At 59.0% G+C, this 21,740-nt stretch carries 16 protein-coding genes; 2 read left to right on the plus strand and 14 right to left on the minus strand.

What is annotated here, in order from left to right; translation table 11 throughout:
• Nucleotides 1-134: 134 nt before the first annotated feature.
• The 14 genes from B0E42_RS15915 to B0E42_RS15980 all read right to left on the minus strand — a co-directional run bounded on the left by B0E42_RS15915 (nt 135) and on the right by B0E42_RS15980 (nt 18,893).
• Nucleotides 135-398, minus strand: a complete 264-nt coding sequence (locus B0E42_RS15915) for a PAAR domain-containing protein (protein WP_077506814.1) — start codon at nt 396-398, stop codon at nt 135-137.
• Nucleotides 395-2,773 carry a DUF2235 domain-containing protein gene (locus B0E42_RS15920; RefSeq protein WP_077506815.1) on the minus strand — a complete coding sequence of 793 codons (2,379 nt, stop codon included), beginning with the start codon at nt 2,771-2,773 and terminating at the stop codon, nt 395-397. Before B0E42_RS15920 ends, B0E42_RS15915 begins: the two co-directional genes overlap by 4 nt.
• Nucleotides 2,761-3,225, minus strand: coding sequence for a DUF3304 domain-containing protein (locus B0E42_RS15925; protein ID WP_256578318.1), 465 nt, complete (start codon nt 3,223-3,225; stop codon nt 2,761-2,763). Before B0E42_RS15925 ends, B0E42_RS15920 begins: the two co-directional genes overlap by 13 nt.
• An 86-nt stretch (nt 3,226-3,311) precedes the next feature.
• Nucleotides 3,312-3,836 carry a DUF3304 domain-containing protein gene (locus B0E42_RS15930; RefSeq protein ID WP_139353167.1) on the minus strand — a complete coding sequence of 175 codons (525 nt, stop codon included), beginning with the start codon at nt 3,834-3,836 and terminating at the stop codon, nt 3,312-3,314.
• 113 nt (nt 3,837-3,949) lie between these two features.
• On the minus strand, nt 3,950-4,714 hold the full coding sequence (locus B0E42_RS15935) for a DUF4123 domain-containing protein (protein ID WP_077506817.1): 765 nt from the start codon (nt 4,712-4,714) through the stop codon (nt 3,950-3,952).
• Between the two features lie 12 nt (nt 4,715-4,726).
• Nucleotides 4,727-7,114 (minus strand): type VI secretion system Vgr family protein, encoded by a 2,388-nt coding sequence (locus B0E42_RS15940; protein ID WP_077506818.1) that lies wholly within the window; start codon nt 7,112-7,114, stop codon nt 4,727-4,729.
• Nucleotides 7,111-9,750 carry a type VI secretion system ATPase TssH gene (gene tssH / locus B0E42_RS15945; RefSeq protein ID WP_077506819.1) on the minus strand — a complete coding sequence of 880 codons (2,640 nt, stop codon included), beginning with the start codon at nt 9,748-9,750 and terminating at the stop codon, nt 7,111-7,113. Before tssH ends, B0E42_RS15940 begins: the two co-directional genes overlap by 4 nt.
• 113 nt (nt 9,751-9,863) lie before the next feature.
• On the minus strand, nt 9,864-10,355 hold the full coding sequence (locus tag B0E42_RS15950; RefSeq protein ID WP_077506820.1) for an Hcp family type VI secretion system effector: 492 nt from the start codon (nt 10,353-10,355) through the stop codon (nt 9,864-9,866).
• A gap of 22 nt (nt 10,356-10,377) precedes the next feature.
• Complete coding sequence (locus B0E42_RS15955) at nt 10,378-12,093, minus strand: OmpA family protein (protein ID WP_077506821.1); 1,716 nt, start codon at nt 12,091-12,093, stop codon at nt 10,378-10,380.
• A 7-nt stretch (nt 12,094-12,100) separates the two neighbouring features.
• The gene (tssL, locus tag B0E42_RS15960) at nt 12,101-12,784 is read right to left on the minus strand and encodes a type VI secretion system protein TssL, short form (RefSeq protein WP_077506822.1); all 684 of its coding nucleotides are present in this window, start codon (nt 12,782-12,784) and stop codon (nt 12,101-12,103) included.
• A complete protein-coding gene (gene tssK, locus B0E42_RS15965; protein ID WP_077506823.1) occupies nt 12,781-14,136 on the minus strand; it encodes a type VI secretion system baseplate subunit TssK in 1,356 nt (451 codons plus the stop codon). Before tssK ends, tssL begins: the two co-directional genes overlap by 4 nt.
• A 23-nt stretch (nt 14,137-14,159) precedes the next feature.
• Complete coding sequence (gene tssC / locus B0E42_RS15970; protein WP_077506824.1) at nt 14,160-15,695, minus strand: type VI secretion system contractile sheath large subunit; 1,536 nt, start codon at nt 15,693-15,695, stop codon at nt 14,160-14,162.
• 36 nt (nt 15,696-15,731) lie between these two features.
• Nucleotides 15,732-16,235, minus strand: coding sequence for a type VI secretion system contractile sheath small subunit (gene tssB, locus B0E42_RS15975; protein ID WP_077506825.1), 504 nt, complete (start codon nt 16,233-16,235; stop codon nt 15,732-15,734).
• A gap of 723 nt (nt 16,236-16,958) precedes the next feature.
• The gene (locus B0E42_RS15980) at nt 16,959-18,893 is read right to left on the minus strand and encodes a GGDEF domain-containing protein (protein ID WP_077506826.1); all 1,935 of its coding nucleotides are present in this window, start codon (nt 18,891-18,893) and stop codon (nt 16,959-16,961) included.
• Nucleotides 18,894-19,339: 446 nt separating this feature from the next.
• Between B0E42_RS15980 and B0E42_RS15985 the strand changes: the two genes are divergently transcribed.
• Nucleotides 19,340-20,104 carry an ABC transporter substrate-binding protein gene (locus tag B0E42_RS15985; RefSeq protein WP_077506844.1) on the plus strand — a complete coding sequence of 255 codons (765 nt, stop codon included), beginning with the start codon at nt 19,340-19,342 and terminating at the stop codon, nt 20,102-20,104.
• A 379-nt stretch (nt 20,105-20,483) separates the two neighbouring features.
• A complete protein-coding gene (gene mexE, locus B0E42_RS15990; RefSeq protein ID WP_077506827.1) occupies nt 20,484-21,737 on the plus strand; it encodes a multidrug efflux RND transporter periplasmic adaptor subunit MexE in 1,254 nt (417 codons plus the stop codon).
• Nucleotides 21,738-21,740 lie beyond the last annotated feature (3 nt).

Here is a 21,740-nt window from a genome sequence, read left to right on the forward strand (position 1 = left end):
ACGGGGTTGATCCTCGGGCCAAAGCGTCAACAGGACCGCCAACTGCATCCCCCACAGCAGCGGTAACGCCAGCCACCAACGGCGCCAGCGCGGCTCCCCTGGTTCGGCGAGCGGCGGGTAGCACGGGGCACGGTTCATGGCGTCACCGACATCATCGACAGCGCCAACGTGCTGACCAACGTACAACCACATTCACAGCGATACCCGTGCAGGGCCAACAGCGTGCCGTTGATGCTGTACCCCGCCGCACCTTGGGCGATGCGATTCTCGCCATGCAAATCGCAGCGAACCTTGCCCCCAACGGATGCCATCGGTTGCCCGAATGCTAGAAAACAGCCTTCCAGCACTTCGCCACCGAAGGGATGCAGCGGGTCGCCTACGCGGATCACAGGCATCATGAGATCACCTCGCCATCCGGTTCCACCAGGCTTCCGGCCTGACGCAGCATTTCGTCGGTCCGTTCCATACGCTGCAGATAATCATCCAGGGCGATCTGTTTCTTCTGCTCGGTCACCACCTGGCCGATATGGCGGGTCGGCTGCAGGATTTTTTCCGCACCCGGCAAGAACGGCACCACGGCGCCAGTGACCTTATCGACCACCCGGTAACCGATGGTCGCCGCTCCCATGCCGGCCGTCAGCCCACCCAAGGCGCCCAATGCACCGCCGCGCTTGATGCCATACACCGTGGCGCCCGCCAGCACCGCCACGCCCAGCATCCGCCCGGCCACCACCACCGGGGACAGGTCGCGGCTGTTTTCGTTGCCGAAGTAGGTCATGCGATAGAAAAAATAGCCGGCCCACAATTCGCGGGACGCCAACTTGTCGTGCATGAACCACGCGCGGGAGTCGTGGATATGGTCGTCGAACAACGCCACCAGCAGCGCCAGCCCCGGGTCCTGGCTGGGTCTACCGAACTTGTCACGGAATAGCTGTTTGTTGCGCTGCTCGCCCGCCGCCTTGATGCTGGCGTGGTCTCGCACCTCGTCGTTCTCGTTGAGCAGGTAAACCGAATCGCGCACCACCACATCCAGGAATTTGCCCGACCAACTGGTCTGCTTGCGATCGATATCCAGGTAGTCGTGCTTGAACTCGGTGGCGGCCTGGCTGAGCTGGGTCTGGTCAATCTGCGGCTCATAGATCGGCGGGCCGGGATGATTCATCGCCGCTGCGGGTTCTTTCTGGCGGTTTTTCAGCGCAATCCGCTTCGCTTCTTCATAAGCGCTGCGCTGTTCGTCCGTGTTATAGGCGGTGACTTCAATGGCCTCCTTGAAGAAAGGTTGGTGCTTGTAGCTGTCGTTGTATCGATAACGGTCGTCAACTTTCTCAAGGTCATTGGCATAACGGCCGATGCGCCAGCCGGTGATCCAGCCCAGTTGATCGGCCAGGGTGTCTTCGACGGTGGTGGTGAGTAGCTGCGGGTGGTAGCCATCGGTGGGGATGCTGTCTTGATCCTCCGGCGGGACTGTTTGAAGGGTTTGGTGGTGCCAGGCGTTGAAGCGTTCGATGACTTTAGGGTTTACATCGAACTCCGTGTTGGTTGCCTCGGACAGGATTCGCCAACGCTTTTCCGTCTCAAGACTTTTCGGTAGAACCGCCTCGGGCACTTGCAATGGCGCCCCGGCGGCGAAGGCTGCGGCATACAGATCGTGCAGGACGATCTGCGACACCAATTCGTCCGTACCACCGCGCGCTTTGCCCTGGTCATTTTTCGGATAACCACCGCCGACATCGGAATGCACCCCGGGGTACACCACTTCATAGGTGTTGCGCGGGTAGTTGCCATCCTCGTTGCGGACCGAGTCCAGCGGGAAGCAGGCGCGCTGTTCGAAGGCCGCGACAAAGTGCCGGCAGCATTTGACGAAGTCCGGGTATGTTTTTGCGTCCGGCAACAACTGGGTGTCGTCGGCCCAGTCCATGTGCCCGGCGAAAAATGGCGTGACATGGGCGATACCCACCGAGGCCACGGTATCGAGCAGGCCGAGGAATTCGATGCTCACCGGCAGGCCGAGTAATGTCTGTTCTGGATTCTCGGCCCCGTCTGGCGTGTCGAACAGTTGGCTCAGCCAGGTTATGAAGGTGCGTGCTTCCGCCGCCCCGCGGGAGAAGCCGTATACATAGAGCTTGACTCCGAGCACCTGGGGTCTGGTTTTGGGGACATAGGCTCTCAAGGGTTCCAGCAGGCCTTTCATGACTTGTCGGCGCCGACCGGCGCCGAAGATGCTCATCATGGGGCCTTTGGAAGTGCTCATCGACTCAACCTTGGTTTTGGCAACGACGTCATCGACTCCGTTTCTGGTCAATGCAAAAGACAACGCACTCGCGACCTGCACCAAGGCCCAGTTGATGCGGTCTTCTCCACCGGTGGCGTATTTCAGCCCATCCTCGCTGTAGTCCAGCTCGCCGATTTTCGGAAAGGGGGTGCCGACGCCAGGCATGTAGTAGGAGAAATAGCCGTTTTGCATAGCCTTTGGACCTTGGAGCGAGGCATGAAACAACTTGGCAATATTACTGGGATGCCCCTTCTTGGTATCGTTGTCCTCGTTATTGTTGGTACCATCAAAAAACAGGCTGATGTGCAAACTATGGCAGCACGCCGAGTGCTGTTTCTGTCCCCTGGCGTTGGTCTTCTGGCGAAAACGATTTTCCTCTGTGGTTTGCTTATCGTGGTTATCGCTTACATTTCGAATCTCTGCGGGCAAGCGTCCACTAGCAGGAAAGACTGGCGGCGCCCAGACCTTAGCCTTCGAATTATTATTTTTTACTTCGGACATACAGCGGGCTCCTTCATTTCCAAGGGTTCTTTAATAGGATAATTGGGTGAATAGTATGACCAACAAGAGCTTGTGACTTTAACTTGATTGCAAACCAAAAAATGCACACTTAAACCACAGCGCTTGGTTTCCGGCCACTCCGGAATTTCTACCGTGACACGGTAATGCTGATAGTTGGCTTTATGCTTTACTTGAGCTGCTCGATAACCATCAGTCCCCAATGGAGGCCACTTCGAATATGCGTAAGGATCCGTATCAACTTCCCACTCAATATGAGCCATCAAACCGGGACGCCACTTCGTCGGCATGATGACGCAACAGGAACTGCCCCCCCCTCCGTGAGCCCTGTAACCGTTGACGGACAACCAGTTAATGGCATTTAACGTATGGTTGACAGCTTGTATGTTCCCTCCCGCCATCTCGTTATCGGCAGAAGAACACCCGTGCAACATCAATCCCAACAAGGCATAGAGCCCACGCAGCGCCACCTTCCTTAGCGTCGATCGCCTCGGCCCTTTGTTCGCCTTCAAGTTGCTTTTTATTTCGGGCATACGGCAGGCTCCTTCGTTTCCAAGGGATCATTAATCGGGTAATTGGGTTGACCGTATACCGCGCATGCGGTAGTAACCTTCACTTGATTGCACGTCAGGAAATGCACTTTTAAAGCACAAGACTCTTTCCCCGGCCACTCCGGAATCTCCACCGTGGCACTATGATGCTGATAGTTGGCTTTATGTTTTATTTGAGCCGCACGATAGCCATCAGTACCCAATGGAGGCCACTTCGAATATGCGTAAGGATCTGTATCAACCTCCCACTCAATATAAGCCTTCAAGCCAGGACGCCACTTCGTCGGCATGATCACGCAACAGGAACTGCCGCCCCCTCCGTCAGCCCTATAACCATTAACGGACAACCAATTAATGGCATTTCGCGTATGGTTGACGGCCTCAATATTTCCTCCTGCCATCCCGCTATCCGCAGAAGAACACCCATACAACATCAAACCCAGCAAGGCATATAACCCTCGCTTCATCCTCTTCCTTAACATCAAACGCCTCATGGCAAAGTCCTTTTATTTACATTTCAAATCGCACGAAAAACCTGCCTCACTCGAACATTTTTCCATGCGATTTTTTGGCCGAGCTCTATCGCGAACAATGCCAAATCGATTCATCAAGAGTCAGGAAGCACACATCGCTCCACGTACTCACTGAGTTCTCCAAAGTAATTCTCTTTACTTGCCCGCACGACCAACCGATACAACAAAGCAAACCGCTGTTCCTTACTTTCCTCAAGCTGGTCAAATCGCCCGCTATTCAACAGTTTCTGCGCATCGGAGATGCAGCCGATCAGGTCGCATTGCTCATCGCTCAGTTCGACGAGGGGTTGAATGTCGATGCTGGTCCGCGTTTGGCTTGCGCCCCGTCGCCATTGCGGCTGGCTGTCCCGATCCAGCCAGCTCCAGTAACTGACCGGTAGCAGGTACTGGATTCGCTGTTCGTCGTTCAAGATGGACGACACCAACAACGGAAAGATGCGTGGGTCGTAATACCGCAACAAGCCGGGTCGCCCGCCCCACTTCATCTGGGACAGGGCTTGCAGGGCCTGGCTGAGGACGTCGAAGGACAACGGTGAAATCGCGACCAGCAGCCGGGCGTCAGCTGCACAGTGAGTCATGAGTTGTTCCAGCCAGGCCCGATGCTGCCAATGGGCCAGATCCAGCCGCATCAACAGCGGTGCCTGTTCCAGCAGGTTTTCCTCCGGTGTACCGGCGAACAATGAATGCCATGGAACCTCCGGCCTCAGCTGCTTCAATGCCGGTACGGCGCAGCTGTCCCAGGCGGCCTGGTCCAGCAGCAGGTCGACGCGCTGTATGTCCGCCGTAGTGCAAACGTGTTCAATCTGTTTTTGCCATTCGCTTGGCGATGCCATGTACATGTTTTCCTTGTTTTAACCTTCGCGCGGTAAGAGTCCAACGGCGTTTTTGCGAGCCTTCTCCAGGCATTCCTTGCACACCGACTGCGGCAAATCCGCCACCGCAAAGCTCTGTCCGGCAGGCAGCTCCCAAACGTGTTGCCCCTTGAGGTTCAGCTTGCCGGGGGTATGGATGTCGATGGCGCCGCTTGGGTTAATCCGAATAAACCCGCCCCCACACGCCAACGTGATGCCATTCTTGGCCGTCACCTGCACATGCCCCTGCACCGACTGCACGCTGATGTCTTGCTGGGCTTTCAAATCCAACACATCGCCATGGGATTCGATCTCCAACGGCCCCTTGCCCGAAACCAGCCGCATGCCTTCCTGCTGGGCCAGCAGCGAGATACCTTGATTGGCATGGGCCGACAGGCGTTTGGCGGCGGCGACGTTGATTTCGTCCTGGCTTTGCAGGTAGAGCGCATCGCCGCTCTTGAGCAGCAGGCTGGCCGGGGTGACGGCGCCGATGCCCTTGGGGGCGCTGAGCAGGATGGCGGCGGCCTTGAGGTCTTTTGCGTCGGTCTGAAATTGCTGCAAGCCGCCCAGGTCGGGCTTGCGGCTGTGATGGGCCTGGGCGATGTCTTGCCAGTCGGCCATCTGTTGTTTGGCGCCTTCGACTTGGGCGCTGGCCGGGTCCATGCTCAGGACGTCACCCTTTGCCTTGGTTTGCTCATCGGCACTGATGAAAAGACCTGCGCCAGCACGAATAGCGCCATGCCCATCCGTACGCAACTCAAACCCTTCCCCCCGTTTCTTGCGCTCGGCATCCACCAGATGCCCCAGGTTCAACTGGCTCTTGCCACTGTGCTCGGTACTGAGCTTGACGTGCTCCTGCCCCCGCGTGTCGTCCATGCGCAACTTGTTGTTGGTCGGGGTGCGCAGCACGTTTCGTCTTTCATTGCGCGCCGTGACCAAGTCGGGGTGTTCGTTGTCGTGCAGGGCGTGGGCGATGTAGGGGCGGTCGGGGTCGCCTTGTTCGAACGCGACCGCCACTTCGGTGCCGGCCTGCAGCGGGAAGTGCAGGCCGTGGGTGTCGCCGCCGTAGGGCCGGGCCAGGCGCAGCCAGGCGCTTGAGCGGGCGGCTTCCCAGGTGTCGCGGTCGAACAAAAAACGCACCTTGTAGCGGCCTTCGAAGTCGAGGTCGGCGTACGGCGGGTTGGTTTCCGGGTGGTTGATACGGGCGGGAATGGTGCCGCTGATGCGCGGTTTAGGCAGCAGCGCCGGGCGAAAGCACACGGTTTCCGAGTAGGGAATGGCCTGGAAGGTGGCGATGAAGCTGCGGTCGCGAGCGGCTTCGGTGCGCAGGCCGACGATCACCGCGCCGGGTTCAAAGGCCTGGGGTGCGCCGCCGGTGATCTTGAGCAGTTGCGCCGGCGCCAGGGTGGCGCTGGTGGTGCCGCTGAGGCGGACCTGGTCGTTGAGGTAGCGTTCGTGGCGCAGGCGCGCGTAGAAAAAGCCGCTTTCGCTTTGCAGGTCTTCATCCAGGGCGTATCGGTCGCCCAGCACCGTATAGGGTTCGGCGTAGTGATAGGCCTCGCCGTAGGTGCCCTTGGCGCGTCGGCTATGGTCGACTTCGCCGTCAAGGTAGGCGTAGATCTCGCGGTGGTTATAGGCGCGAAAGTTGATGTTCTTTTCCACCACCTGATGAGCGGTTTGCAGCTGCCAGACCGCGTCCTGTCCATTGCTGGTCAAGCCTGACGGCGGGCGACACGGTAACTCGACGCCGCGCTGGTAGTGGCGCTGGTCGTCATGGAACTCCACCACGTCGATGCTCAGGCGATCGTCGCTGACGATGCGATACCAGATGCCGACCTCGGCCAGCAGGCGCTCGATGAAGGCCAGGTCGCTTTCGTCGTATTGCATGACTTGTTCGCGGCGAGGGTATTTGCGCACCACGTTGAAATAAAAGTGCTGGCCGAGGAAATCGTGGCGCGTGCGCAGGATGTGCTCGACGATCTCCGGCACCGACTGGTACTGGTAGATACGGAACTGTTTGCCCCGGTCCAGCAGCGCGAAACGCGGTTGCAGGGTGATTTCGTAGCGGGCTTCGTCGTGGGAGCCGGACAGGCGCTTGAACTCGGTGACCGCACCGTGGAAGGTGCGCAACGGCTTGATCACCGGCGGTTTGAAGCCCTTCGGTGTCGGCGGTGGCGGCATCGGGTACAGGCTGAAATGGGCGCTGTGGTTGAGCAGGTCGGTGGCGGCCAGGTCGCGCTCGGTGCAGGTGAACTCGATGCGGTAATGGTAGGGGCGGCTCAGGTGTTCTTCACCAACGAAGGCCAGGACGTCGAGACGGGCCTTGAGGTTGTAGACGCTGAGGGTGTGGCGGCTGTGGTCGAAGAAGGTGCGCACGGCGGTGTTCATTGCGCGGCCTCCGTGGTGGTGGCTTCGACAGCATCGACGAAGCGCAGGGTAATCCCCTCCTCCTGGCAATAACCCAGGTGCACCGCGCGGGTTCGCAGCTGCGCTGCCCGACGTTGCAACAGCTGTTGGCTCAGCACCGGCAGGATCTGTTCGTTAAGCAGGCTATCGATGTTGCGCGCCCCGGTGTCGGGCAGCAGGCAAGCGGCAACCAAGGCATCGTTGAGGGCGTCGTCGATCTCGCAGTGCAAGCCATAGTGGCGCTGCAAACGCTTGGCGACCTGTCCCAGCTTGATCGCGACGATGCGTTGCAGGGCATCCTCTTGCAGAGGGCGGTAGATGAGGGTCTGGAATCGAGCCAGCAAGGCCGGTTGGAAATGTTCGCGCAGGATCGGTCGCATCAGTTCATGCAGCACGCTGTCCGGCGCGTCGGGTTGCACCTGCAAGCAGGCCTGCAATGGGTCGCTGCCCAGGTTGGAGGTCATGAGGATGACGGTGTTGCGAAAGTCGATCTCGCGCCCTTCCCCATCACGCATGAAGCCGCGATCGAAGACTTGGTAGAACAGGTTGAGTACGTCGCGGTGGGCTTTTTCCATCTCGTCGAGCAGCACCACGCCGTAGGGCCGCTGGCGCACGGCTTCGGTCAGCACGCCGCCCTGCCCATAGCCGACGTAACCGGGTGGCGAGCCCTTGAGCTGGCTGACGGTGTGGGCTTCCTGGTACTCGGAAAGGTTGAGGGTGATAAGGGATTTTTCGCCACCGAACAGGCTGTCGGCCAGGGCCAGGGCGGTTTCGGTCTTGCCGACCCCGCTGCTGCCCACCAACAGGAAAACACCCAAGGGCCCCTTGTCATCGGTGAGCCCGGCCTTGGCCGCGCGCAGGCGCTGGGCCATTGCATTAAGTGCAGGGGCCTGGCCGATCACGCGCTCGGCCAATTGCTGTTCCAGCTCCAGCAGGTTGGCTTGTTCGTCCTTGAGCAGGCTGCCCAGCGGTACGCCCGTCCAATCGGCAATTACCTCAGCCACGCTGCGCGCGTCGACATCCAGGGACAACAGAGGTCGATTGCCTTGGATTGCATCCAGCTGTCGTTGCAACTGCCCACACGTTTGCTGCTGCGATACTCCAGCCTCGCGCGCATCAAGCAGTTGCTGGGACAAATCGAGCACCTGCATGTATTCGCGCACCAGCTCAACTCGCTGATGTTCCAACTCAGTGTGTTGCGCCGCGATTTGCGCCAGGCGTTCCGTATCAACGTTGCCGCTAAGGCCCTGGTCTACTTCCAGCGCTTGACGCTCCAGTTCCAGGGCAACTTTGCGCGCCTTGACACGAACCAGCGCCTGCGGTTCGCAGTCCACACTCATGCGCACCCGTGCGCTGGCCGTGTCCAGCAGGTCAACCGCCTTGTCCGGCAATTGGCGACCGGTGAGGTAGCGCCGCGACAGGCTGACGGCGGCCTGCACCGCCGCATCCTGGATGTGCACGCCATGATGGCTGGCGTAGCGCGCCTTGAGGCCGCGCAACATCAGGCAGGCGCTGGCGTCGTCCGGTTCGTCGACCTTGACCTTCTGGAAACGCCGCTCCAATGCCGCATCGCGTTCGAAGTATTGCTTGTACTCACTCCAGGTGGTGGCGGCGATGGTGCGTAACTCGCCACGGGCCAAGGCCGGTTTGAGCAAGTTGGCCGCATCGGCGCCGCCCGCCTGGTTGCCGGCGCCGATCAGCGTATGGGCTTCATCGATGAACAGCAGGATCGGGGTTTCGGACTGCTGCACCGCGTCGATGACATTTTTCAGGCGCTGCTCGAATTCACCCTTGACCCCGGCTCCGGCTTGCAACAACCCGAGGTCCAGCGCCCGCACGCTGACCGACTTGAGGCTGTCCGGCACGTCGCCCTGGGCGATGCGCAGCGCCAGGCCTTCCACCAGCGCGGTCTTACCCACGCCCGGCTCGCCGACCAGGATCGGGTTGTTCTTGCGTCGACGACTGAGGATGTCGATGACCTGGCGTATTTCATCGTCGCGACCGAACACTGGATCGATCTGCCCTTCCTGCGCCCGGGCGGTCAGGTCTTGGGTGAATCTGTCCAGCAGCGCCTGCCGTGCATCGGGTTTCGCCCTATCGGGGGCGGCAACGGACTCGCACATCGCGACGTGCTCTTGCACTTCGGGACGCTCTTCGGAGGTTTGATCCAGCAAGGCAAATAAACGCTGCAATTGGGTCTCGCTGAGACTCAGCAATGGCCAGGCCTCAGCGCAAACCAGCAGGCCGGGCGTGTCCATCAGCGCTCCCAACAGATGCGCGGAACGCAGCCGGTCGTTGTCGTCATCCAGCGAGGCGCGCAGCCAGGCACTCCTGATCAGCTCCTGCAACGGCTCCGACAGCTGCGGCTTGCCCTGTACGCTGCGCGGCAGGCTGTCGAGGTGGTTGAGCAAGCCGTACCAGAGCGCCTCCAGATCCCATTCGTAACGACGAGCGATGACAGTCAGGTCGCCCTCGCCCTGCCCCAGCAACTTGAGCAACCAGTGCTCAATGGTGATATGTCCATGGGCACGGCTTTGACACAGCGACGCCGCGTCACTCAGTGCCTGGGCACAGTAGGGATTCAGACGACGAAGCAAACGAGTGGCGCTCTGTGCCATGAGGGGCGTCCTTGTGTGGTTTTCAGTGTTGGTGCAAGCGAGGATTGAAAGCAGATGTGCTTGGCTGAGCGCCCGCGAACGGACGCTCAACCCAACACACCGACGTGGGCGTGTCAGGCGCTCTGGCGTTCGCTCCAGGCATCGGAATGGATAATGTTGCCGTCCTTGTAGGTCCAGGTGACCTTCTCGTAGCGCAACTCGATTTCTTCCAGATGGTTGTGCTTTTCCTTGCCTGGGTCCTTGATGTCGTGCATTTTCGGCGCGACTTTCACCACCTTGACCTTTTCCAGGCGGGTGACGAAGTACACGACTTCCTGCCCGGCATCGTTAATGCGGTACCACTTGAATTCGGCACTCTCGAGGGTTTCCCCGCTCGTCACGGCCTTGTACAGATAAGGCGTTGAAGCATCGATTTCCTTGGTAAACACAAACGGTGCGTGCATCCGCGCGCCGGTCAATTTGCCGGTGTTGCTATCCGTGGGGATCGCAAGGCTGTGTTCCTGGGCGAGCACCTCGATACTGCCCTCGCGCTCTTGCACATCCACCGATCCCTTGATGGCCTCGTTGGCGTCCTTGTGCAGCCAGAGATAAATGGGAATTGCCATGGGAAGCTCCTGTTTCTGAAGGTTAAGAGTCGCTTGATGCGACGGGGGGTTGCGTGTCTGGACCGGCCGTGGGAAAGGCACACGCCCCCACTTCGGGTACCAGACGGATATCGACACGGCGATTGGCGGCGCGCCCTGCTTCGGTGTCATTGCTGGCGATCGGTTGGCTGGCGCCGAACCCTTGCACCGCGAAGCAACTGTCAGGCAGGCCGCCCATGTGTTGCATCCAGTCATGCACGGCGGCAGCCCGGGCGCGGGACAGCCGCAGGTTCCGGGACTCATCGCCGGTGGCATCAGTGTGCCCGGCGATCACGATCAGCCAGCCGGGTTGGGCCTTGATACCGACCAGTGCCTCGATCAATACCTTGGTCGAGTCCGGCTTGAGTTGGGCGCTGCCCGGACTGAACAGCGAGAGGTTGTCCAGGCGTACCGGCTTGGGTGATTGCAGGGGCGTCGGAAGTGGCGGTTCGCGGTGATTGGCGAGCGCCGCCCACAGCGGCGCACGTAAACGTTCGCCGCGATACAGGCCCAAGCCTAGCGCCAACGGTTCACCGTTGCGGTAATAGCTGTCCAGCCGTTGGCCTGCTTGACGGAGCACCAGTGCTGTACCTTCACGCCGGACAACGGCCTGCTGATCACGTTGATCCAACGCCGAGAGGAATGCATAGCGGTGCAGGTCATCACTGACCTGACGTACCAACAAGGTGTTCTGCCACGCAGAATGGAGCAACGCGAGTACGCCGGTCAGCGCGAACATCCACAAGCCGGCGACAATCGCGCGCGGTGTCTGCAAGCGTTGGACGCGCCGTGGGATCAGGTTCAATACAGGATCCGGGAACGGCAACCGCGTACCTGCCAATGCTTGCCTGTTGTCCTCCAGCGCTACCTTGTGGCGTAGCCATTGTCGCCACAAATTCCCCTCCACGAGCTGGGGCAACGCCCGTACCGGTTTGATAGCGCAAATAAATGCTGAGCCAACAGCATCATCGAACCGCAAGTGTGGCAGGACCGCCTCATGCAGCCAGGCGGCAGCGCTGCGCAGTTGCACGACGGTGTGTACCCGCATGGCTTGCAACGACGAATCAACGGCTTGCGATTGCCAATCGGCCACACTGACGCAGGCACCGGCATTACGAACCCGAGGACTGGACTGGCCGTTCGCCCAACAAAACCAGGGCTCTTCGCTTTGCGATGTCTGTAGGTAGCTCACCAGCACCAGCGGTAACGCGCCGCCGTACTTTTGCGCCTGGGCGAACTGGTAGCGGAAGGCGCGCAAGTGCCCGGCCAGGACGCCTGGCTCGGCGTGCGAACCGCAATTGACGACCAGCATCACACTGAGTTGGCCGCCCCAATCCGGGCGCAAGGCCAGGATGCTTTCGGTGACGGCCGGTAACTGTTCCAGTTCCGACACTCGGATGTAGCACCCCTGGGTACTCACGCGCAGGGCCATTTGCTCTAATGCAATGGTGCCGAACAAAGCCTCCTGGTCATCTCCGCAAACCAGTACGACCGGTCGACGAAATGAAGCCGCGGGCAAGGAAGCGTTTGCGGCCAGGCCCGCCGATCCAAGCCGGCGCGCCACACGGCGGCTGGACAGCACCCAGCCCAACCAGACACAACTCACCACGACCAGCATCGCGACGACGCGTGCCCAGGTGGCAAGCTCAATGATGAGGAGTAAGGCGAGCGCAAGCGTGCCCGCCCACAGCCAGAGAATTCGTTGCAGTTTGAGCGTCATTTGCGCCTCACGCCCTATCGGGCAAAAGTGAGGCGATCACGCCGTTCAACAGATGGTCCATTGCCCACCAGACCCCAGCGAACAACAGGACGATCGCCAGGGTATGCACCAAGGGCGAACCGAACCGGCGCAGTCTTTCGATCAGTTCGCCACCAGCCCCCTGTGTAGTCAGGCATTGATCGAGTGCCAAGGGCGCGACCCGTGCGTTGAAGTCGGCCAGAATCTGCTCGCGCTCCGGATCGGATGGATCCTGGTAACGCCCCCGAAAACCCAGCGTCAGTATCCTTTGAAACGCGGTCAGCACGGCCTGATCCGGCGCGGCTTCGCGCAACACCTCCCGCATATCCTCGTAAAGAAACTCACCCGCCTGGTGCCGATTGAAAAACCTGGCCTGCAACGGCTCCCTGGCCCAATCGGTACGTGCATCCTCTTGTGCGCAACTGAGCACCGTCTCATCCAGCAGCGCGCATTGGGCATGGTTGATGTGATCGATGCTACGCGGGCTCAACCCCGCCTGTTCGAGCCGTTGTCGAACCTGCTCGATCTGCTCCACGCAACGGTCTACCAATGCCTCGCTATCGAGCACCAAAGCGCCCTGGCGCAACTCGACCACCAGCAGGTAGGTGCCCTGCAACAGGTCATCGATGTCCAGCGTCGTTGCGTTGTGTTTTTTCGAAGTGATCAGATTCATGTGCGCAGCACCGCAAACAGTTCAAGTTGCACATCCGCCAGCGTGCTGGGCACGTAGAAGGCACAGGTCCCCATGGCTAACATCGCCTGTCCCTTGGGATGACCGAGGTCCAGGACGAAGTACTGGTTCTCCAGGCGCAGAGGAACAGCCGCCGGCACATGGCTGAGGGGTTTCAGCGGAACGCCATCGAGTGCGGCATTGATCAACGCATCGACATCGTCCGACGCACCGGCCTTGCACAGGCGTGGAAACTGATCCTGCAATTGCGCGGCCGGCAAAAGGCTGCGAACCGACAGGTAAAAGTCCGCACCGCCAGGTTCACGCAGGCGCTCATCGTTGAGTTTCACCTCCCAGCGATTGACGCCCTTCTTCTCCAGTACCAAAGCAATGACCCGCGACGGCAGGCTGGCTTCCAGCAAAGTGGAGATGGTGCGTATCAGCGGTGCAAACACGGTTTCCAGGTGCTCATGCCGATAGGCCGGAATCTTGTCGATATCGTGTTCCAGCGAGAACGTCAGCAGGCTGCCGGCCAGCTTGATCAACTCCAGGTAAACCTGCTCAGGGTGCCGCTGCGGGTATGCCTTGAGGTCGGCCAAGACCGGCTGATAGGTATTCAAGGCATTGAGCAGCCAGAACAACGACACATCGGCCACGGCAAAATCGGCCATGCGCTGATTGCTTTCCCGACGCATGCCCATCAGTCGTTGCCGCTTGGCGGACAATTGAGTCAGCAGGTTATCCAACTGGGCCAGGAGCCCTGGATGCGCGGCGAAACTGAGCAGCGGCGGCACGTAGGTCGAGTCGAGGCTCCACCCAGCCTGCCCTTCGCGCGCCAGGCGCGCGATGGGGCAAGTCAGGTAGTCGCCGTTGTCGTCCTGATCCAGGCGTAGGCTCAGCACGTGCTCCAGTACGCCGATCGACTGCACTTCGTCTGCGTAGAGGTCCTGTACCGGTCGCCAGTCCTGGCGATAACGGGTCGGCCGATCAGCCCGGCCTTCCTGCAACAGGCAGTTGTTACCGTTGGCCTGCTCCAAAGGCAAAGCCAGCAGCACGAGCGTTTGCTGGATATCGTCAGGCAGTAGCCGCGCCAACTCCAGCCCTGGCGGCAAACGATCCACCCTTTCGCTATCGAGCAGGGTTCCGTCGGGCATGCGCACACTCAGCCGGGTTGCCTTGAGCTTGCCCAGGCGCAATGCGTCCAGGTCAAACGCTACAGCCTTCACCCCCCACGGGTGTGCCAAGGCCAGGTGAGCAAGCTGTTCGTTGGCCCAGGCTTCCCAGCGTGCCTGCTGCTGGAACTGTTGCGCAGACAACAAAGTCCCGGACGCCCACAAAGGACGATCGATTTTCATGGCATCGTTTCCTTGGGAGTGAGTCAGGCTTTTGCCTTGGGCATCTGCGAAACCAGTGACAAGTTGACGTCCATGCCCTCGACTTGGAAGTGCGGCACCGCATACAACTTCACGCGGAAGAAACCGGGATTGTCTTCAATGTCTTCGACGGTCACTTTCGCGTCACGTAGCGGATGGGACGCCTGCAAGTCATCTCCCGGGTCGGTCATCTCAGTGACCAACCCGCCGATCCACTTATTGAGTTCCAACTCCAGTAAACGACGGTCCTTGGTGGTGCCGATGTTTTCGCGCTGGATCAACTTCAGATAATGGGCAATACGCGAGAGCAGGAAGATATAAGGCAGGCGCGCATTGATTCGGCTGTTGGCGGTGGCATCCGGCGTGTCGTATAACGCTGGTTTTTGCGCGGAACTGGCGGAGAAGAAGCACGCGTAGTCGCGGTTCTTGTAATACGACAACGGGATGAAACCGAGATTGGCGAATTCAAATTCGCGGGTTTCCGGAATCATCACCTCCGAAGGAATCTTCACCTGATTACCGGTACCCAGGTCGTACAAATGGATCGGCAAATCCGTGACCGCACCGCCGGACTGCGGCCCTCGAATCTGCACGCACCAACCGTTGGCGATAAAGCTCTTGACCATGTTGGCAGCGAAGGCAAAAGACGCATTGGTCCAAAGATACTTATGGTGGTCCGGGCCCTTGACGCTTTCGATGTAGTTGAAGCTGCGCACGGGAATCGTATCCGGCCCATACGGCAGGCGACCCAGGACCTGAGGCAGGGTCAGGCCGATGTAGCGCGCGTCGTCACTGTCGCGAAATGCTTTCCACTTGATGTATTCGGCACGATCGAAGTAGTTACCGATGTCCTTGATGGCCGCTACTTCCTCCATGGACTTCTTACCAAAGAACGCCGGGCCCACCGCACCAATGAACGGCATGTGCGCCGCTGCCGACACTTTCGAGATGTTGCGCAGCAACGCGATGTCCTGCGGGCTGCGATCGAACTCGTAGTTGGAGATGGCTGCCGCAATCGGCTCCCCACCCGGCGTGTCGTATTCGCGAGTGTAGGTGTGCAAATACAAGCCGCTCTGCGCTATTTCCGGGGCATCTTCGAAGTCCCGCACCAGATCGTCTTTGCTGATATCCAACAATTCTATGCGTACGTTCTGGCGAAAATCGGTCTGGTCGATCAGTGACTTCACGCCACGCCAGGTTGATTCGACGCGTTGAAAGTCAGGATGATGCATCACTGCGTCGAGTTGGCGACTGATCTGCATGTCCAGCGAGGCGATATGTTCGTCGAGCAGAACTTTGTCCAAACGTTCCACTTTTTGCGATGACTGCTTTAGCAATTTCAAGAACACGCTGACAGCGGCAGTGACACGTTCATCAGTCGACGCCTCCGACAAGGCCTCGGCGTGCTGGAAAGTTTCGATATCTGCCAACTCTGCGACAGGGCTTAGATTGATCTTGCTGAAAAGCGCAGCGTAGACACCACCTTCTTCGGACAACACTGTAGCGTCGCGCGATTGCACGTTAGAACTTTCAACGGACATAGTTAATGTACTCTTCTGGGCTGCCGGCAATTTTAATTAACGAACGGTTTCTGGCGCCAATGCCGCCAACTCGGCTCGCAACTCATCGCTGAGTGCATCATCCTTGAGGATGCGCTCCAACTCGTGACGAAAGGTTACGTTATCCAACAGGTTCGACTTCAGATCACGTAGCAGGTTGCGCATGGCCAACAGTGCGCGCAACTGCGGAATCTGCCGTGCTACCTGCTCCGGCTCGAAATCTTTCATGCTTTGAAACTTCAACTCGACAGACACATCGGACTTATCATCAGCCAAGGTGTTATGCGCTTGAAGTTTCAGTGCTGGAGAAAACTCACCCAAGACGTTATCAAAATTATTTTTATTGATATCAATCTTGCCCCGCTCCGACAACGAACGATGTTCCTTGCCGTTGCTGTAATCACCCATCACCATCAGTTTTAGTGGCAACTCTACTTTTTTCTGCGCACCGCCGGTGTGCAAGTCGAGCTTGATGTTGACTCGCGCCTTGGGCACCTCATTTTGGAAACTGTTTGAAGCCATACCTTTTGCCCCTTGTTTTAAACGGCCATTGCCGCACCTGAAGACGGCTCATACACCGCCTGTTTGATCTTGCTCCCGCCGCAGATATAGCTCACTTTCCCGCTCTCCCTCCCCTGTCGCCAGCCACACCTCACTAATACTCAACAAGCGTGCCAGCTGCTCCACCCGCAACCGAGGTATGCCTCGCGCCCTCCAGTTCGTCAGACATTGAGGGCTGATACGAAGTATCTCGGCAAACCCCGAGGGAGAGATACCGTACTCCTCCAATATGTTTTTCAAGCGCTCCCCGCAAGTTCGTCGGGCGCTGGACTGCGGATTGCTTTGTTTCCACCCAGTGTTGACCATCGCTATTGCTTTACATCCTGCTCGCACATTTAGCAGTACGACACTAAGCAATACAGTGCAAAGCTGATAGGTTTAACAAGGTGACCGTCATAAAAAAAGGAATGAGCCCACAACAAGCAAGCAGGACGCTTACAGACAATGCCTACAAAAGCGCTCGCCCATGGGAATGCATGGGCGAGCGCTCAGATATGTAGGAAAGAAATTACAGACTCAAAACCGGAGACGATGAATCTCTATTTGCACTTCTCATTCTGGGAACCGATAACAAAAGACAAAGTTCAAGATATTTGTCGATCGGATGATGTATACCGCCAGATGCACGCACCTGCGCACAGGTTTGCAGCTACTTCGCCACAGCGCCATCTGGCGAAACGTCGTTCAAACAATCTTCCTCACGACGCTATCGGCCAATACCACCTGATTGCGGCCCCGCGCCTTGGCGCTGTAAAGGGCTTGATCGGCCTGCTTGAGCAGTTCGTCTGCCGTCCCCTCCTTGATGAACGCCATCACTGCCAGGCCAATACTCACGGTCACCCTGCCGAACGGTGACATTTCGTGGGGCAGTGCCAGGTCTTGCGTCGCTTGGCAAATGGCCTGGGCATGCTCCAAGGCCTTGTCGATCCCCGTGGTGGTGGTGATGAGCACAAATTCCTCGCCGCCGTAGCGCGCCACCCGATCACCCGCCCGCAGGGCATGGGTCTTCAGTGCCTGGGCGACCCTGCGCAAGCAGTCGTCACCTGCCTGATGCCCGTAGTGGTCGTTATATTTCTTGAAATAGTCGACGTCGATCAGCATCAGTGACAGCACGGTGCCTGCACGCAAGCTGCGCCGCCATTCACTGTGCAGCACTTCATCGAAATAGCGACGATTGGCAATACCGGTCAAGCCATCGGTGTTGCTCAGCTCATACAATTGTCGATTGGCTTTTTCGAGTTCGGCGGTGCGGCCCTGCACCTTGAGTTCCAGATGTTCATGGGCATCCTGGACCCGCTCGACCATTGTGGCAAAGGCGCGGGCCAGCTCACCGATTTCGTCAGAGGACTGGGTTGGCAATTGCTGGGCACACAGGCGCTCCTTGCTTATCCCAAGGAGTCGCGCCGCCTGGATCAAGCGAAACAGCGGCGCCGCCACCTGCTTTTGCAGAATGGAACGCAAGATGAAGATTTCCACCAACAGGGTCAGCAGCCCAAGAATAACCACGATCGCCAGGTTATCCAGCACCGCCGGGGTCATCAGCTTGCGCGGGTAATGGACAGCGAGCGCCCAAGGCGTATCGGCAATGAGGCCTATCGCGACGATGTCGTCTTCGGTCTGGACGATCCGCGCCTGGCCAGGCGCCAGTGCGGGAACGGCTTCGAGCAACGGGTAGTATTGAGCCATCTTGAGCGACTGGATGGATGCCTTGCCCTCGCTGCTCTTGACCTGTTCCATGACGCCAGGATGGTAGATCAGCGTGCCTTCATCATTGGCGATGAACAGCGTGCTATACGCACCGTGCATGGCGGGCTTGGCGGTACGTTTCATCAGCTCATCGAGCAGCACATCGACACAAGCCAGGATACGGTGCTTGCCGAACCCATCGGCCACATCGGGCGTGGCGATGGTCGTCATCCAGGCATTGTTGGAGAAATCCCAATACATGCGGGTAAACAGTGTGTCGTTGCCGGGCGTGCCGAAGCCGCGCTCAAAGAACTCATAAGTTTCCAGCTTGAGGGCTTCGGGCCCCGAGTAGGTGAACACCTTGGCGATGTCGGCGTCCTGATAGATGGGGAAGCCTTTTTCGGGCACCACGCCGTAGAAATTGAATAGACGGCCCTTGGTGCTGGAACCGTACTTGTGGGACAGGATGTAGGACAGGGCAAACCGCGCCTTGGTGTCGTCGTTGGGCGCGATGTCAGGCGCGTAGGTCGCAGACATCTCGGCAAAGCGGCGCCCGTCGGCCAACGGTTGGCCTTCGAACAGCTGAGGGCGCTGCGTATAGGAGCCGTCTTCGTGACGGTAGAATATCTGCTGGAAGTCGTTCACCAGCCTGGCTTGCATGCCAGGGCGAGACAGGATTTCCTTGAACTCATTGAGAAAGTTCTGTTGCAGATCCTTGATTTCACGAAACGGCAAAGCTTCGCGCTGCAAGGACTGCTCGGTAGACAACAGCAACTGCCCGGTTACCTCTCTTTCGATCGAGGTGGAGTTGACATAGTAGGAAATCGCCCCCGCGCTCAACGACACCAAGCCAATGCGGAATATGGCAAGACGCAGCGCGCGTGTCGTAAGCGAGTGCTTACGGGAGATGACCTCATGGGATTCTTGCACCATCTATCGACTTCCTTTACTGACCCAGCACCGAACCCTGTGATCCCCCTTTTACGCATAGGGCGATGACGCTTGATCGGTAAAGCTGGGTTACTGCCGAGGGCCAGAGATTTACCCCCTCTCGATATGTAACGGGCCCGCTCCTCCCTTACTTGAGCGGTTTGCCGATAAATAAAGTGGTGGACATTCCAATCATCCACATGGGTGCCACCGACCTTTGAATTAACCGCCTTGATCCGGTATCGACTCAAGGTTTTTATCGACGGGATGATCTATACCTTCAGATACACGCGGTCAGGCCAATGCAACAGACTGACGTGTCCAGATAAACGACTGTGGCGAACCCGCGTGGGATGCGCCGCATCACATAAAATCGGCCTGCATCACGCTGTTCCCGGCGCCGCCTCGTAGAATGACGCCCCCACCTTCCCATGCCTGAAGTATCGATCATGAGCCCGAGTAAACGCGTCTTGAATGCACCCACCAGAGCGCTATCCAGGCTTTGTCTGTTGTTACTGCTGTTGGTTGTCAGCAACGCACGCGGTGAACCCTTGGAGATAGAACTGCATATCCTCGACGCGCCGCCGCTGACGTTCGTCAACGACCCGAGGGGCCACGGCATCGTTGGCGATGTCGCCGTGGCGGCCATGACCAAGGCCGGGTACGCCGTGAAAGTCCATCTACTCCCCTGGGCCAGGGCACAGAAACACGTCAGTGAAGAACATGACCACTTGATCGCGCCACTGTCGCGCATCCCCACCCGCGAGGATCGCTTCACCTGGATCGCCTCGATCATGCCCATGGAGCGCGCTTTTTTCAGCCTTGAGCGGCGCGTGAGCAGCTTCGCCCAAGCGAAAGAAACCTACCGCAAGATCGGCGTCGGCCTGGGCAGCGCCCAAGCAGATATCCTGCACACCGAAGGGTTCAGCGATGAGCAGATCTATCCGCTGGCCATCGGCGACAACCCCGCCCAGATGCTGTTGATGGGGCGTATCGATGCCTGGTTCAACGGCGTGCCGGAGAGTCTGTACATCTGGCCGAAGGTGTCCAAGCGCAAACTGCTCATGAGTAAGGTCGGCAGCAGTGCTGACCTTTACCTGGCCTGCTCGAAGCAATGCTCGCCAAAAATGGTCGAGGATTTGCGCAAAGCGGTTGAAGCGCTTCGCGCGGATGGGACCATCAAGCGGGTCCATGACATCTACTTGCCGCAGTAGACTGCAATCATCAATACATTTGATAGCAAGCGCTCTTACTCTCGTTCGACCGTAGGAGCGTAGGAGCGTAGGAGCGTAGGAGCGTAGGAGCTGTCGAGTGCAACGAGGCTGCGATCTTTCCACAACCAATTGAGTCCAGAGCGAAAGATCAAGGTCAAAAGATCGCAGGCTTCGCCAGCTCCTACAGAACCCCGCGGGAGCAAGCTCCCTCGCCACGGCTTCCCTTGCTTGTCCAAAGTGCCCCGCACTGCCGGACTAGAGGCCTTATCGATGGCTTATATCATTCTGAATGATAGTTACCTTTGCTTCATTCGATTCGTTCCTCTGCCTTGCGCCACGCATCATCCGCCCATTCTCAATACATTGGCGGATGCTATCCATGGAACATTCACTTTCAAAACTGCGTTTTCCCCTCGCGCTGCTGGCGGTGCTGGTGATGAGCGCTTGCGGCAAGACTCCCGACACGGCAGCGTCCATGCCGCCGGCCAAAGTCAGTGTGGCCAAGGTATTGGAGCAACCTGTCAACGAATGGGATGAGTTCACCGGGCGCCTTGAAGCGCCGGAAACCGTCGAGATCCGCCCACGGGTTTCCGGGCAGATCGACGAAGTGGCCTTCACCGAAGGTGCGCTGGTCAAGAAAGGCGACCTGTTGTTCCAGATCGACCCACGCCCCTTCCAGGCTGAAGTACGTCGTCTCGAAGCCCAACTGGCCCAAGCCCGCGCCACCGCTACCCGCAGCGAAAACGAAGCCCAGCGTGGCGAACGCCTGCGCTTGAGCAATGCCATTTCCGCCGAGCTGGCCGACTCGCGCACCAGCGCCGCCCAGGAAGCCCGCGCTGCCGCTGCGGCCATCCAGGCACAATTGGACCTGGCCAAGCTGAACCTGAGTTTCACCCGGGTGACCTCGCCCATCAGCGGTCGCGTCAGCCGGGCGGCCATCACCGCCGGCAACCTGGTGACCGCCGACGTCACGCCGCTCACCAGCGTGGTCTCCACGGATAAGGTCTACGCCTACTTCGATGCCGACGAACGTGTCTTCCTCAAGTACACCCAACTTGCCCGCCAGGGCCAGCGCGGCCAGGCCACACCGGTCTACATGGGCCTGTCCAACGAAGACGGCAACCCGCACCAGGGCCAGATGAACTTCGTCGACAACCAGGTCAACCCGCAGACCGGCACCATCCGTGGTCGTGCCGTGTTCGACAACAAGGACGGCGCCTACACCCCAGGCCTGTATGCCCGCCTGAAACTGGTGGGCAGCGGCACCTACTCCGCCGTGCTGATCAACGACGAAGCCGTGGGCACCGACCTGGGCAAGAAATTCGTGCTGGTGATGGATGCCGAGAACAAGCCGGCCTACCGCGCCGTCGAGCTGGGGCCGAAGATCGAAGGCCTGCGCATCGTGCGTAACGGCCTGAACAAAGACGACACCATTATCGTCAAGGGGCTGCAACGGGCTCGTCCGGGCGCACCGGTCACGCCTGAAACCGTGCCGATGGCCAGCGACGAAACCATTGCCGCCCTGGCACAACAACGTAAAGCGCTCGAAGCCAGCAACCTGCCCCAAGTCGCGCCGTCCAAGGCCGCGTCAGGATCGGCAGGCAAACTGGCCGCTGCGACCCCACGCGGTTAAGGG

This window comes from Pseudomonas sp. A25(2017) (assembly GCF_002001065.1).
GTDB lineage: Bacteria > Pseudomonadota > Gammaproteobacteria > Pseudomonadales > Pseudomonadaceae > Aquipseudomonas > Aquipseudomonas kilonensis.

Coding starts and splice junctions, on each gene's coding strand:
- B0E42_RS15915 (WP_077506814.1), bottom strand. CDS start 398: ATGATGCCTGTGATCCGCGTAGGCGACCCGCTGCATCCCTTCGGTGGC.
- B0E42_RS15920 (WP_077506815.1), bottom strand. CDS start 2,773: ATGTCCGAAGTAAAAAATAATAATTCGAAGGCTAAGGTCTGGGCGCCG.
- B0E42_RS15925 (WP_256578318.1), bottom strand. CDS start 3,225: ATGTTGCACGGGTGTTCTTCTGCCGATAACGAGATGGCGGGAGGGAAC.
- B0E42_RS15930 (WP_139353167.1), bottom strand. CDS start 3,836: ATGAGGCGTTTGATGTTAAGGAAGAGGATGAAGCGAGGGTTATATGCC.
- B0E42_RS15935 (WP_077506817.1), bottom strand. CDS start 4,714: ATGTACATGGCATCGCCAAGCGAATGGCAAAAACAGATTGAACACGTT.
- B0E42_RS15940 (WP_077506818.1), bottom strand. CDS start 7,114: ATGAACACCGCCGTGCGCACCTTCTTCGACCACAGCCGCCACACCCTC.
- tssH (WP_077506819.1), bottom strand. CDS start 9,750: ATGGCACAGAGCGCCACTCGTTTGCTTCGTCGTCTGAATCCCTACTGT.
- B0E42_RS15950 (WP_077506820.1), bottom strand. CDS start 10,355: ATGGCAATTCCCATTTATCTCTGGCTGCACAAGGACGCCAACGAGGCC.
- B0E42_RS15955 (WP_077506821.1), bottom strand. CDS start 12,093: ATGACGCTCAAACTGCAACGAATTCTCTGGCTGTGGGCGGGCACGCTT.
- tssL (WP_077506822.1), bottom strand. CDS start 12,784: ATGAATCTGATCACTTCGAAAAAACACAACGCAACGACGCTGGACATC.
- tssK (WP_077506823.1), bottom strand. CDS start 14,136: ATGAAAATCGATCGTCCTTTGTGGGCGTCCGGGACTTTGTTGTCTGCG.
- tssC (WP_077506824.1), bottom strand. CDS start 15,695: ATGTCCGTTGAAAGTTCTAACGTGCAATCGCGCGACGCTACAGTGTTG.
- tssB (WP_077506825.1), bottom strand. CDS start 16,235: ATGGCTTCAAACAGTTTCCAAAATGAGGTGCCCAAGGCGCGAGTCAAC.
- B0E42_RS15980 (WP_077506826.1), bottom strand. CDS start 18,893: ATGGTGCAAGAATCCCATGAGGTCATCTCCCGTAAGCACTCGCTTACG.
- B0E42_RS15985 (WP_077506844.1), top strand. CDS start 19,340: ATGAGCCCGAGTAAACGCGTCTTGAATGCACCCACCAGAGCGCTATCC.
- mexE (WP_077506827.1), top strand. CDS start 20,484: ATGGAACATTCACTTTCAAAACTGCGTTTTCCCCTCGCGCTGCTGGCG.